17 protein-coding genes are annotated in these 12,486 nt (G+C 67.8%); 5 read left to right on the forward strand and 12 right to left on the reverse strand.

What is annotated here, in order from left to right:
• The first annotated feature begins 115 nt into the window (after positions 1–115).
• Positions 116–1,039, forward strand: a complete 924-nt coding sequence (locus tag ABIC65_RS02265) for a LysR family transcriptional regulator (protein ID WP_354306558.1) — start codon at positions 116–118, stop codon at positions 1,037–1,039.
• A gap of 48 nt (positions 1,040–1,087) precedes the next feature.
• Here ABIC65_RS02265 and ABIC65_RS02270 read toward each other — a convergent pair whose 3' ends face one another.
• The 7 genes from ABIC65_RS02270 to ABIC65_RS02300 form a co-directional block, all read right to left on the reverse strand.
• The gene (locus tag ABIC65_RS02270) at positions 1,088–1,594 is read right to left on the reverse strand and encodes an META domain-containing protein (protein ID WP_354306559.1); all 507 of its coding nucleotides are present in this window, start codon (positions 1,592–1,594) and stop codon (positions 1,088–1,090) included.
• Positions 1,563–2,366, reverse strand: a complete 804-nt coding sequence (locus ABIC65_RS02275) for a TrmH family RNA methyltransferase (protein ID WP_354306560.1) — start codon at positions 2,364–2,366, stop codon at positions 1,563–1,565. The genes ABIC65_RS02270 and ABIC65_RS02275 overlap by 32 nt, the downstream gene beginning before the upstream one ends.
• Before the next feature lie 161 nt (positions 2,367–2,527).
• Positions 2,528–2,800 (reverse strand): HPr family phosphocarrier protein, encoded by a 273-nt coding sequence (locus tag ABIC65_RS02280; protein WP_064312097.1) that lies wholly within the window; start codon positions 2,798–2,800, stop codon positions 2,528–2,530.
• A complete protein-coding gene (locus tag ABIC65_RS02285; RefSeq protein WP_064312096.1) occupies positions 2,797–3,201 on the reverse strand; it encodes a PTS sugar transporter subunit IIA in 405 nt (134 codons plus the stop codon). Before ABIC65_RS02285 ends, ABIC65_RS02280 begins: the two co-directional genes overlap by 4 nt.
• A 1-nt stretch (position 3,202) precedes the next feature.
• Positions 3,203–4,135 (reverse strand): RNase adapter RapZ, encoded by a 933-nt coding sequence (gene rapZ / locus ABIC65_RS02290; protein ID WP_354307762.1) that lies wholly within the window; start codon positions 4,133–4,135, stop codon positions 3,203–3,205.
• Positions 4,136–4,185: 50 nt separating this feature from the next.
• Positions 4,186–5,760 carry a stimulus-sensing domain-containing protein gene (locus ABIC65_RS02295; RefSeq protein WP_436286692.1) on the reverse strand — a complete coding sequence of 525 codons (1,575 nt, stop codon included), beginning with the start codon at positions 5,758–5,760 and terminating at the stop codon, positions 4,186–4,188.
• Positions 5,729–6,439, reverse strand: coding sequence for a response regulator transcription factor (locus ABIC65_RS02300; RefSeq protein ID WP_064312094.1), 711 nt, complete (start codon positions 6,437–6,439; stop codon positions 5,729–5,731). The genes ABIC65_RS02295 and ABIC65_RS02300 overlap by 32 nt, the downstream gene beginning before the upstream one ends.
• Before the next feature lie 207 nt (positions 6,440–6,646).
• On the opposite strand from ABIC65_RS02300, the gene ABIC65_RS02305 reads away from it, so the two are divergent.
• Both ABIC65_RS02305 and ABIC65_RS02310 read left to right on the forward strand, forming a co-directional pair.
• Positions 6,647–8,248 (forward strand): phosphoenolpyruvate carboxykinase, encoded by a 1,602-nt coding sequence (locus ABIC65_RS02305; RefSeq protein WP_354306562.1) that lies wholly within the window; start codon positions 6,647–6,649, stop codon positions 8,246–8,248.
• A gap of 83 nt (positions 8,249–8,331) precedes the next feature.
• Positions 8,332–8,697, forward strand: a complete 366-nt coding sequence (locus ABIC65_RS02310) for a hypothetical protein (RefSeq protein WP_354306563.1) — start codon at positions 8,332–8,334, stop codon at positions 8,695–8,697.
• A 36-nt stretch (positions 8,698–8,733) separates the two neighbouring features.
• On the opposite strand, the gene ABIC65_RS02315 is transcribed toward ABIC65_RS02310, so the two are convergent.
• The 5 genes from ABIC65_RS02315 to ABIC65_RS02335 all read right to left on the reverse strand — a co-directional run bounded on the left by ABIC65_RS02315 (position 8,734) and on the right by ABIC65_RS02335 (position 10,634).
• Entirely contained in the window at positions 8,734–8,961 is a 228-nt protein-coding gene (locus ABIC65_RS02315) for a DUF4170 domain-containing protein (RefSeq protein ID WP_354306564.1), read from the reverse strand.
• Between the two features lie 77 nt (positions 8,962–9,038).
• Positions 9,039–9,344 (reverse strand): hypothetical protein, encoded by a 306-nt coding sequence (locus tag ABIC65_RS02320; protein WP_354306565.1) that lies wholly within the window; start codon positions 9,342–9,344, stop codon positions 9,039–9,041.
• A gap of 4 nt (positions 9,345–9,348) precedes the next feature.
• Positions 9,349–9,678, reverse strand: a complete 330-nt coding sequence (locus ABIC65_RS02325) for a DUF3618 domain-containing protein (RefSeq protein ID WP_354306566.1) — start codon at positions 9,676–9,678, stop codon at positions 9,349–9,351.
• Positions 9,675–10,016, reverse strand: a complete 342-nt coding sequence (locus ABIC65_RS02330; RefSeq protein WP_354306567.1) for a phage holin family protein — start codon at positions 10,014–10,016, stop codon at positions 9,675–9,677. Before ABIC65_RS02330 ends, ABIC65_RS02325 begins: the two co-directional genes overlap by 4 nt.
• A gap of 18 nt (positions 10,017–10,034) precedes the next feature.
• Positions 10,035–10,634: a hypothetical protein gene (locus tag ABIC65_RS02335; protein ID WP_354306568.1), complete on the reverse strand. Its 600-nt coding sequence runs from the start codon at positions 10,632–10,634 to the stop codon at positions 10,035–10,037.
• A 113-nt stretch (positions 10,635–10,747) separates the two neighbouring features.
• Here ABIC65_RS02335 and eno point away from each other — a divergent pair, with 113 nt between their 5' ends.
• Positions 10,748–12,028, forward strand: coding sequence for a phosphopyruvate hydratase (gene eno / locus ABIC65_RS02340; protein WP_354306569.1), 1,281 nt, complete (start codon positions 10,748–10,750; stop codon positions 12,026–12,028).
• A gap of 74 nt (positions 12,029–12,102) precedes the next feature.
• Entirely contained in the window at positions 12,103–12,405 is a 303-nt protein-coding gene (locus tag ABIC65_RS02345) for an FtsB family cell division protein (protein ID WP_354306570.1), read from the forward strand.
• The last annotated feature ends 81 nt before the right edge of the window (positions 12,406–12,486 follow it).

Raw genomic sequence — 12,486 nt, forward strand, 5'->3', positions numbered from 1 at the left:
ATGGTCATTCCCCTGTTGCGCGCTTATCCCCAGCGTTGGACGGGAAGGTGCGCGCTGCCTCGCGGGATCACTAGACGGCAAAGCCCGATTTCTATGTTCGGGGAGGGCGAACGATATGAAGCTCGACGGGATAGCCGCGTTCCTCGCCATCGCCCAGGCCGGCTCGATCAGCGCGGCCGCGCAACGGCTTGGTCTCGCCAAGTCGGTGGTCAGCGAACGGTTGGCCGAGCTCGAGCGCATGCTGGGGGGCTGCCTTGTGCAGCGAACGACGCGAAAGCTGGCGTTGACCCAGGATGGGGAGCGCTTCTTGCCGCGCGCACAGCGTATTCTGTTCGAGGCGCGTGAGGCCCAGAGCGAGATCGCCGAACGCGGCAACACGCTCACCGGTCCGCTGCGGATATCCGCGCCGGTGAGCTTTGGGTATCTCCATCTCGGATCGGCGCTCTACGGATTTCTGACGAAACATCCCGGCATCGAACTGACGCTCGACCTAGATGACCGCTTCGTCGATGTGGCGGCGGACGGATATGATGCCGTACTGCGGCATGGCCCGATTGCCGATGCGCGCATCGTCGCCAAGCGGCTCGCCACCACGCGCCGCATCCTTGTCGCCTCTCCCGGCTATCTTGAACGACAGGGCCGGCCCATCTCCGCGGGGGACCTCGAAGGCCATTTCGCCATATTGTATTCCAATCGCGATGCCGATTGGCGGTTCGCCGGGCCCACCGGCTGGACGGTCGTGCGCCCTCGCCGCAATTTTCGCGTGAACAATGGGTTGATCATGCGGGACGCGGCGCTCGCCGGCCTTGGCATAACGCTGCTGCCGACCTTCTTTGTCTACGAGCAGGTCCAAGCTGGATCGCTCGTCCACATCGACATCGCCGCCGAGGCGGAGGGTGCTGAGCTCTTCTTGTGCTACCCGTTGTCGCGGAGCGCGCCGGCCAAGGTTGCAGCGCTGCTCGACTGGCTCCGCCACGCCTTCGGAAATCCGCCCTATTGGGATGGTGTGGAAGCCGGGATGGCCGTCACCAAGGCCTAGGCGGGCGCGGACGCGGCGCCGGTTACCTGCCTTGTTTGCACGGACATGTCACTTCGCTGCCACCCGCACCAGCACCAGCGACTTCCCATCCCGCCCCGTCAGCAGCAGCCGGCCGCGATGGCTCTGGCGGACCGCCAGGCGCTGGTCGAGCAGCGCGAGCAGCGCCTTTTCCTGCCGCATCAGCGCCGCCGAGCAGGCGCGGCGGGTGGTGATCACGCCGCCGGTGGTGAGGTAGCCGCGCTCCACCCGGTAGTTGCCGCCCAGCGCATTGCAGCCGGTATAGCCGCTGATCCGCAGGCCCTCCAGCTTCAGCCGGGCGCGGCTGCCGGGGACGGTCGGGTGGCCGTCGACCCCGGTCACGCGCCAGTCGCCGAGCAGCAGCTGCTCCTCGGCGTCGAGCGGGGGCGTCCCGGCGCGGGGCTGCTCGCGGACCGTCGGCGGCGTGGGCGCCTGCGCGGCGGCGGGGAGGACGGCGCCGAGGCCGCACGCCAGCGCGAGGGCTGCGGCGGCGCGCCGCGCGCGCTCAGGCCTGCCGGAACTGGTTGCGTACTTCATAGGCCATCACCGCCGTTGCCACTGCCGCATTGAGGCTGTCCGCCTTGCCGAGCATGGGGATCTTTACCAGCAGATCGCAGGCGGCTTCCATATGCGGCGGCATGCCCTGTGCCTCGTTGCCGGTGAGCAGGAAGGTCGGCGCGGCGTAGCGCGGGGCCTGATAGTCGTGATCGGTATCAAGGCTGAGGCCGACGAGCTGGCCGGGGCCGGCGCGCAGCCAGAACTCGAATTCCTCCCAGCGGGCGCGGGCGACCGGCACGGTGAACAGCGCGCCCATGCTCGCGCGCACCGCCTCGACCGAGAAGGGATCGACGCAGTCGTCGATCAGGATCAGCCCGCCGGCGCCCACCGCGTCGCCGGTGCGCAGGATGGTGCCGAGATTGCCGGGATCGCGCAGCCGTTCGGCGACCAGCCAGATCGGCGCGGTGCTGCGGTCGATATCGGCGAGGTCCAGCGCGAACTCCGGATACACGCCGACGACCGCGCCCGGATTGTCCTTGCCCGAGAGCTTGGAGAGGATGTCGGCATTGGTCTCGATCGCCTCGCCGCCCTGCGCCTCGGTGGCGGTGACGAGGGCGACGACCAGCGGGTGGCGGGCGGTCTCGGCGGTGTAGAACAGATAGTCGGGAACCCGGCCGGCCTCGCGCGCCTCGGTGAGGATGCGCAGGCCCTCGGCGAGGAACAGCCCCTCTTCGCGGCGGTGGCGCTTGTCGCGGAGATTCCGCATGCGCTTGATGAGGGGGTTGGAATAGGCGGTGATTTCGCGTGGCATCCGCGCGCTATAGGGCGGGATGGGGGCGGGGGCTACTATCTAGCCCCTCCTCCTACTCGGAGGAGGGGTTGGGGGTGGAGGGATTCCAGAACGTAGGTTGGTCTCGGTGAGACACTGCCCCACCCCAACCCCTCCCCTTCAGGGGAGGGGCTTAGCGCCCGCTATTCCTCGTTGAACCGCGCTTCGACCAGCTCGACCAACGCCTGCACCGCGCCTTCCGCGCCGTCGCCTTCGGCCCAGATCGTGATCGTGTCGCCCTTGGCGGCGCCGAGCATCATGAGGTCGAGGATCGAGGTGCCGGCGGCGCTGTTGCCGTCCTTCTCGACGGTCAGCTCGCAGGGCTGGGTGCTGGCGAGCGTGACGAAGGCCATGCTGGCGCGGGCGTGGAGGCCGCGGCGGTTCTCGATCAGAACCTCGCGCGACACCCGGCTCATTGCGGCGGCCCCAGCATTTCCGACGCGACGGTCACGTACTTGCGGCCGGCGTCGCGCGCGGCGAGCACCGCGTCGGTGACGGACATGGTCTTGCGGGCGCTGCCCAGGCGGATCAGCATCGGCAGGCTGATGCCGGCGATCACCTCGACCTTGCCCGCCTTCATCAGCGAGATGGCGAGATTGGAGGGGGTGCCGCCGAACAGGTCGCTCAGCACGATCACGCCTTCGCCCGAATCGACCGCGCCGATGGCGCTGGCGATGTCGGCGCGGCGGCCCTCCATGTCATCCTCGGGACCGATGCAGATCGCGGCGACCTGCTCCTGTTTCCCCACCACATGTTCCATCGCGACGACGAACTCCTCGGCGAGTCGTCCGTGCGTCACGAGCACCAACCCGATCATTCTATTCTCCGCCCCTAGCCATGGACACCGGCGCCCCCTCCAGGGAGTCCTGTGGCGCGGTCTGCAAATCTCTGTGCGTCACCGTGGGCGAAAATCCTTCGTCGCGCAACCGGCGGGCCATCCGTTCGGCGACATGCACCGAGCGGTGCCGTCCGCCGGTGCAGCCGAACGCGATCGTCACATAGGCCTTCCCCTCCGCCTGGTAGCGGGGGAGGAGCAGCAGCAGCAGCGACTCGATCTGCGCCATCGCGGCATCATAGGCCGGGTCGGCCTGAATATAGGCGGAGACATCGGCATCGAGTCCCGTGCCGGGACGAAGCACCGGGTCCCAGTGCGGATTGCGCAGGAAGCGCATGTCGAGGACGAGGTCGGCATCGCGCGGCAGGCCGCGGGAGAAGCCGAACGAGGTGACGCTGAAGGTGGTCTTGCCGCCGTCCGCCGAGAAGATCCCGCGGATCGTCTGCGACAGCTGGTTCGACTTCATGTCCGTCGTGTCGATCAGCCGGTTGGCCCAGCGGCGCAAGGGGCCGAGCAGCTCGCGTTCCCGCGCAATGCCGTCCTCGGCGGGGCGGTCCTGCGCCAGCGGGTGGCGACGGCGGGTCTCGGAGAAGCGGCGGATCAGCTCGGCGCCGCTGCATTCGAGGAACAGCGTGCCGACATCGAGGCCCTGGTCCTCGCGGAGTTTCTTGATGCGCTGGACGATGCTCTCGGCATCGAAGCCGCGCGTCTGGGTGCCGATGCCGAGGGCGAGCGGGCGCTCGTCGTCGCCGCCGTCCGCGCCGGGCGCGGTATCGAGCAGGCGGTTGAGGAGGAGGAGGGGGAGGTTGTCGACCACCTCCCAGCCGAGATCCTCGAGCGTGCGCAGCACGGTCGACTTGCCGGCACCCGACATGCCGGTGACGAGCAGGATATGTTTGGGGCGACGCCGTTGCATGGTGCTCTCGTTATAGGCTGCCGGGAGCGCGGGCGGGTCGACGGGCGGGCTCATGCGCGGGCCGCCAATGGCAGCCGCACCACGAAGCGTGCCCCCTGCGATCGATCCTCCCGCGATTCCACGATGATGCTTCCCTGATGGCCTTCGACGATGGTGCGGGCAATGGCAAGCCCGAGCCCCGAATGCTGGCCGAACGCCTCGCTGGAGGGGCGCACCGAATGGAAGCGGCGGAAGATCGCCTCGCGGGCTTCTTCCGGCACGCCGGGGCCTTCGTCCTCGACCCAGACAGCGAGCGTGTCGCCCTCCTCCTGCGCCGAGATGGCGATCAGGCCGCCGGGGGGCGAGAAGGAAAGGGCGTTCTCGATCAGGTTCTCGAACACGCGCTCGAGCCGCGTGGGGTCGCCCATCACTTCCATCGACTGGCCGCGGGGCCGATCGAAGCGGAGGCGTATCTCCTCGGGCACGCCGCGGGTCTCGCGCTGGCCGATCAGCGCCGCGATCAGCGCGCCCAGGTCGAACGGCTCGAAGGTGGTGCGGCTGAGCTGCGCGTCGATGCGCGACGCCTCGGAAATATCGGTGATCAGCCGGTCGAGCCGGTGCACGTCGTCGCGGACGATATCGAGCAGCTGGTCGCGCAGGGCGGGGTCCTTGACGTTCGACAGTCCCTCGACCGCCGAACGCAGCGAGGCGAGGGGGTTCTTGAGCTCGTGGGTGACGTCTGCGGCGAAGGTTTCGGTCGCGTCGATGCGGGCGCGCAGGGCCCCGCTCATGTCCGAGAGCGCGCGGGCGAGCATGCCAATCTCGTCGCGCCGCTCGGGCAGGCGGGGGACCACCACCTCGCGCGCGCGGCCCAGGCGCACCCGGATCGCCGCCAGCGCCAGCCGCCGCAGGGGCCGCACGATGGTGCGGGCGAGAAACAGCGAGAGCAGCACCGACACCAGCGAGACGATGGCAAGCACCACCCCGAGCCGATAGCGCTCGATCCGCACTGTTTGGGTGATGTCGCGCGCGTTGAACGCGGTCATCACCACGCCGAGGCCGGTGATCGGCGCGGCGGCCGTGATGACGGGGGTGCGATCGGGCGCGCGCCAAACCGACGCTGCCGCGGCGTGCGTCTCCAGCGCGGTGCGGACATCGGGCCAGTCCAGCCCGGCGTCGCGTGGCCGCTCGCGGTAGAGCGGCGCGCGGTCGGCGCCGGCGACCTTGTCGATCACCGCGTCGAGGAAGCGCGCGATCGTCTGGCCGACGGGATCCTTGTCCGGATCGCGCAGCAGCAGGTTGCGCAGGCCGAGTTCGCGGCTGTCGCTCAGCAGCTTGCCCTGCGGGTCATAGAGGCGGATGCGCGTGCCCATGTCGCGGGCGAGGCTGAGCACCAGCAGGTCGCGGCGCTTGTCGGTGGCCGAGGCGAGCGCCTGCGCGATCAGCCGCACCTCGCGGCTGGTCTGCTCGACGCGGCTGTCGACGATGCGGCTGCGATAGCTGTCGAGGTAGAAGAAGCCGCCGCACAGCAGCGCCAGCGCGAAGATATTGACCGCCAGAATCCGCGGCGTGAGGCTGACCCGGCCCGACCATCGCAGCGCCAGGTCGCGCTCGTCATTCATCCGAGAAGCGATAGCCCGCGCCATAGAGCGTCTCGATCGCGTCGAACTCTGGGTCTACCTGGCGGAACTTGCGGCGGACGCGCTTGATGTGGCTGTCGATCGTGCGGTCGTCGACATAGATGTCGTCCTGATAGGCCGCATCCATCAGCTGGTTGCGCGTCTTGACGATGCCCGGGCGCTGGGCGAGCGTTTCCAGGATCAGGAATTCGGTGACCGTCAGCGTGACGTTGACGCCGCCCCAGGTGACCTTGTGCCGGGCCGGATCCATGCTGAGGCGGCCGCGCTCCAGCGCTTCGGCGGGCTCGGCAGGCGCGGCGCCCTCGGCGACCGGCAGGGCGGGCTCGGTGCGGCGCAGGATCGCGCGGATGCGGGCGATCAGCAGCCGCTGCGAGAAGGGCTTGGCGATATAGTCGTCTGCGCCCATCGCCAGGCCGAGCGCCTCGTCGAGCTCGTCATCCTTGCTGGTGAGGAAGATCACCGGGATCTGGCTCTTCTCGCGGAGGCGACGGAGCAGTTCCAAGCCGTCCATCTTGGGCATCTTGATGTCGAGCACGGCCAGCTCGGGCGGGTTCTCGATCAGCGCCTTGAGCGCGCTTTCGCCGTCCGAATAGACGCGGGTCAGGAACCCCTCGGTCTGGAGGGCGATCGATACCGAGGTAAGGATGTTGCGGTCGTCATCGACCAGCGCGATCGTGGCGGTCATCCGGCTACCCGGGGCTGGCGCAAAATCAGCATCGACACCCGTTAGACCAAAGTTTCTTCCGCCTCAACCGACCGACAACGCTTACCCGGATTGACCCCCTCGGCAGACGCATGTCAGGACGCAAGTCGAAATAAAGTTGCGCGGCAAAACAATCATCTGCTTTGTCATATAAATAGCGCGATAGTGATTGAGGAGGGTGGTTTGAACATGCGTCAGTCGCGCCATGGTCTTGGCGAGCAGGGTATTGCAACATCGGCAGTGCTCCACTGGAACCTGATTACCGCGGCGCTGGTCGAGCACGCGATCCGGCGCGGCGAGGGCAGCCTTGCCGCGGAAGGCCCGCTGGTGGTTGCTACGGGCAAGCATACGGGACGCTCGGCCAAGGACAAGTTCATCGTTCGCGATGCCGAGACCGAGATCAATGTCTGGTGGGGCAAGACCAACCAGGCAATGACGCCAGAGCATTTCGCCGCGCTCAAGGCGGATTTCCTCGCCGAGCTGGGCAGGCGCGACGAGCTGTTCGTACAGGACCTCTATGGCGGGTCGCAGCCCGAGCATCGCGTGCGGGTGCGGGTGATCAATGAGCTTGCCTGGCACAATCTGTTCATCCGCACGCTGCTGGTGCGCCCCGAGGTCGAGGCCCTGACGGACTTCGCCCCAGAATACACGATCATCGATCTGCCTAGCTTCCGCGCCGATCCCGCGCGCCACGGCACCAGGAGCGAGACGGTGATCGCGGTCAATTTCACCGACAAGCTGATCCTGATTGGCGGCACCGCCTATGCCGGCGAGATGAAGAAGAGCGTGTTCGGCCTGCTCAACTATCTGCTGCCGGAGCAGGGCATCATGCCGATGCACTGCTCGGCCAATATCGGGCCGCAGGGCGACACCGCGATCTTCTTCGGCCTGTCGGGCACGGGCAAGACGACGCTGTCGGCCGATGCCAGCCGCACGCTGATCGGCGACGACGAGCATGGCTGGTCGGACACGGCGGTCTTCAATTTCGAGGGCGGCTGCTACGCCAAGATGATCCGCCTCTCGCCCGAGGCCGAGCCCGAGATCTTCGCCACCACCCGGCGCTTCGGCACGGTGCTGGAGAATGTGGTGATGGACCCGGAGACTCGCGCGCTCGATCTCGACGACGCGACCCTCGCCGAGAACAGCCGCGGTTCCTATCCGATCGACTTCATTCCCAATGCCTCGGCGGACAATCTCGGGCCGGTGCCTAAGAACATGATCTTCCTCACCGCCGACGCGTACGGCGTGCTCCCGCCGATCGCGCGGCTTACCCCCGAGCAGGCAATGTACCATTTCCTCTCGGGCTACACCGCGCGCGTCGCGGGGACGGAGATCGGCGTGACCGAGCCCGAGGCGACCTTCTCGACCTGTTTCGGCGCGCCGTTCATGCCGCGGCATCCCTCGGTGTACGGCAATCTGCTCAAGAAGCGCATCGCGGAGGGCAATGTCGCCTGCTGGCTGGTCAACACCGGCTGGACCGGCGGCAAGTACGGCGTCGGCCATCGCATGCCGATCAAGGCAACGCGGGCGCTGCTCAACGCGGCGCTCGACGGCAGCCTGAATGTCGCCGCGTTCCGGGTCGACCCGTATTTCGGCTTCGAGGTGCCCGTGGCGGTGCCGGGGGTGGACACGGCGATTCTCGACCCGCGCGCGACCTGGCCGGACAAGGCCGACTATGACGCCACCGCGGAAAAGCTCGTAGACCAGTTCGTCGAAAATTTCGCGCAATTCGAGGACCATGTCGAAGCCGGCGTCCGCGCCGCCGCGCCAAGGGCGAGGGCGCTCGCCTGAGCGACACGGCCGATCTTCCGCCGCGGTGCTTCCCCAGCGCCGCGGCGATCGTCCGGATCGGGGAGGGGCTGCTCGCCTGCACCATGCCGCGCGAGGACTGGACGCACGAGGCGCATCTCGCGGCGTGCTGCTATCTGCTCAGCGCGCGCGGGGATGTGGATGTCGATGCCGAGATCGGCGGGATCATCCGGCGCTTCAACGAGAGCGTCGGGGGCGTCAACGACGATCACAGCGGCTATCACGAGACGATCACGCGCGCCTATGTCGCCGGCGTGCGGCTGTATCTCGCGGAAACGCCCGAAGGCGATTTGCTGGCGCGGGTCAACGGCTTGCTGGCGTCGCCGATCGGCCGACGCGACTGGCCGCTGCGCTTCTACAGCCGGGAGCGGCTGTTCTCGGTGGCGGCGCGGCGCGGCTTCGTGGCGCCCGATCTGGCGCCGCTGCCATAAGCACCCCTCCCGCGAACGGGAGGGGCAACTTCGATCTCAGCCCTTTGCGGCCTCGACATCGGGATCGAGCAGGCGGTGGAGGTGGACCACCACATAGCGCATCTCGGCATCGTCGACGGTGCGCTGCGCGGCGGCGCGCCACGCCTTCTCTGCGCTCGCATAATCGGGGAAGATGCCGACCACGTCGAGCTTCGAGGGATCGACGAAATCGAGGGTCGTCGGATCGGCAACGCGGCCGCCGAAGACCAGGTGAAGCTTGCTCATTGCGCCTCCTGGGGGTGGGGGGATGCCGCAGCCCTTACCGGCACTGCAGCATCGCACTCAACCCCCTTATAGGCGGCTCAACGCTTCGAGGTCGCGTCCTTGGCGGCGTCGATCACCGTGCCGAACAGCGCCGAGACGCGTTCCTTGGTGGCATCGCTGTTCGGGATCAGCGACTCGATCTGCTCGCGGCCGCTGTCCTTGGCGGCCTGGACCGCGGCGGCGGCACCGTCGGCCAGCTTGCGGCCGAGCGGCTCCAGCGCCGCCTTTTCGCGCTCGAAGCGCGGCAGCAGCATGCCGATCACTACGCCCACGGCGATCCCGCCGGCGAGCAACAGGCCGGGGTTTTCGGTGAGGCGCGATCCGGTTTCGGTTTCGGTGCTCATGGCGTCATCCTTCTGTGCTGTCTGATTTTCCCGAACCCTTTGTGGGTCCATCGGTTTCGTCTTTGCCCTTGCGGAAAATGTCGACGATCCAGCCGCGCGCCAGCACCAGCCCGATTCCGCTGGTGACCGCGGCGGCAAGCCACGGGCGCTCGCGAACGGCCTCGGTGCCCTCACGGGCGATGGTGGTGACGGTCTGCCGCGCATTGTCCATCGCCTCGTGCGCGATGTTGCGCGGCTTGAGCCGTTCCTGGATCGTGCCGACCGTCGCCATCAGCTTGTCGCGCGCCGCACGAGCACGGGCCCGGGCGGCATCGGGATCGCGGGGTACCGTCATGCTTCGGCTCCCATCGCCTTGCGGATGCCGCGCGCCGCCACCCAGCCGAGCAGGCCGGCGACGACGAGGCTGACGCCGACGACGATCAGCGTCGCCCAGCCGGGGCCGACCAGCGTCGCCAGCGTCAGGATCGCGCCGACGATCAGGCCGATCGCCGCGGCCAGGGCGAGCGCGAGGGCCAGGACCGCGGCGATCGCCGCGCCCTTGACCTCGGCCACCTTGGACCGGGCAACCGCCTTGAAATAGTCGACCTCGGCGCGGGCATAATCCTTGGCGTCTTCGGTGAGCTGGCCGATCAGCTCACCGATGCCGGCGTCTTCCGTTCGGGGGGCGTCCATGCCCTGTGCTGTCCGTCCTTAGCTCTGGGTCGTGTCGGGCGAGGCCGGCGTGGCGGCGCCCGCGGGCTCGGCCTTGCGGGCGTCGTCGTTCGACGGCGTGGCGCTGGCGGTCGGCGAAGCGGCGCCGGGGGTGCCCGATGCCTCGATACCCGACTTGATCACGCGCGCCAGCACGAAGCCGAGCGCGGCCGCGGTGCCGACCGCGATCGCCGGGCTCTTCTTGACGAACTCGGTCGCTTCATCGAGCAGCTCGTTCACTTCCTTGCCGCGCAGCGAATCCGCGAAGCCGGCGATGCCGTCCGCGGCGGTACGGGCATATTGGCCATACTGCGCCCCGAGCTTGGCATCGACGTCGCCTGCGGCCGTGCGCATCATCTCGGCGACTTCGTCGAGCGCGCTGGTCGCGCGTTCCTTGCCGGTGCCGGCGAAGCCCAGGATATGCTCCTTGGCCTGGTCGGCATATTTGGCGGCTTCCTCGCGAATCGTGTCCGAGGCGTTGCGGGTGAAGCTGGCGCCTTCCGCGCCGGTTCCGCCCTCGGTGCCGCCGCCTGCCGCGCCGGTCGCACCCATATTGCCTGCGAGCGGATCGCCCGAAATGCTGGTCGTTTCGTCTGTCATGATCAAAAACCCTCCATGCTCGCCGAAACAACAACGGCCCCGTTTGCGAGTTCCCTTGCGAACCGCTAGAGGCACCGCGCGCCTCATTCCAGATATGTTACGGAGACCATGACGTGACCGCAATCATCGACGTCCACGCCCGCCAGATTCTCGACAGCCGTGGCAACCCCACGGTGGAAGTGGATGTCCTGCTGGACGATGGCAGCTTCGGCCGCGCCGCCGTGCCTTCGGGCGCATCCACCGGTGCCCATGAGGCCGTGGAAAAGCGCGACGGCGACAAGTCCCGCTGGCTCGGCAAGGGCGTCGAAGGCGCCGTCGATGCGGTGAACGGTGAGATTGCCGAGGCGGTTCTCGGCCTCGACGCCGAAGACCAGGCCGATCTCGACCGCACCATGATCGAGCTCGACGGCACCGCCAACAAGGGCCGCCTGGGCGCTAACGCGATCCTCGGCGTCAGCCTCGCCGCCGCCAAGGCCGCGGCCGATGCGCGCGGGCTGCCGCTCTATCGCTATGTCGGCGGCGTCAACGCGCACGTCCTGCCGGTGCCGATGATGAACATCATCAACGGCGGCGAGCATGCCGACAACCCGATCGACTTCCAGGAATTCATGATCGTGCCGGTCGGCGCCGAGAACATCGTCGAGGCGGTGCGCTGCGGCTCGGAAATCTTCCACACGCTCAAGAAGAAGCTGCACGAGAAGGGCCTGGCGACCGGCGTGGGCGACGAGGGCGGCTTCGCGCCGAACATCGCCTCGACCACCGAAGCGCTCGACTTCATCATGAGCAGCATCGAGGCCGCCGGCTACACGCCCGGCGACGACGTGATGCTCGCGCTCGACTGCGCCGCCACCGAATATTTCAAGGACGGCGTGTACAAGATGGTGGGCGAGGGCAAGACGCTTTCCTCGGCCGAGAACGCCGCGTTCCTGGCCGACCTCGCCGCGCGCTACCCGATCTTCTCGATCGAGGACGGGATGGCCGAGGACGATTGGGAAGGCTGGAAGGCGCTGACCGACCTGCTCGGCAACAAGGTGCAGCTGGTCGGCGACGATCTGTTCGTCACCAATCCCGAGCGCCTGCTGCGCGGCATCGAGGGTGGCTATGCCAACTCGCTGCTGGTGAAGGTCAACCAGATCGGCACGCTGACCGAGACGCTGGAAGCGGTGAGCATGGCGCAGCGCGCTTCCTACACTGCTGTGATGTCGCACCGTTCGGGCGAGACCGAGGACGCGACCATCGCCGATCTCGCGGTCGCCACCAACTGCGGCCAGATCAAGACCGGCAGCCTCGCGCGCTCGGACCGGCTCGCCAAGTACAACCAGCTGATCCGCATCGAGGAAGAGCTGGGCGACGCGGCGGTCTATGCCGGCCGTTCGGTGCTGCGCCGCGCCTGAACTAGGTAGGAACCGCAATCTTGCTAAGAGCCGATCGATCAGCGAAAAACATGGGCATGAAGCGCGCTTCGCCCATGTCCACGCTGCTGCGCCGCGCGGGGCTTCCCGCCGCGGCGCTGATCGCTATCGGCTTCTTCGGCTATAACGCGGTTCTGGGGCCCAACGGGATCGTCGCCGCCAAGGAAGTGCAGCACGAGCTTGCCACAAAGCAGCGCGACTATGCGCTGCTCGACAAGAAGCGTGCCGAGCTCAAGAATCGAGTCGATCTGCTCGATCCGAAGCATGGCGCCGATCCCGACATGGTTGACGAGCTTGCCCGCAAGCAGCTCAACGTCGTCCGCCCCGACGAAGTGATCATCCCGCTCGACAAGAAGTGATCGCCGTAGCGGCACCTGTTGCCAGCCACGGCGGAGCACCTTAGGGCGGATGTACGTGGGCCGAACCCGCGCGTTGGTTGC

The organism is Sphingomonas trueperi, from assembly GCF_040545665.1.
Taxonomy (GTDB): domain Bacteria; phylum Pseudomonadota; class Alphaproteobacteria; order Sphingomonadales; family Sphingomonadaceae; genus Sphingomonas; species Sphingomonas trueperi_B.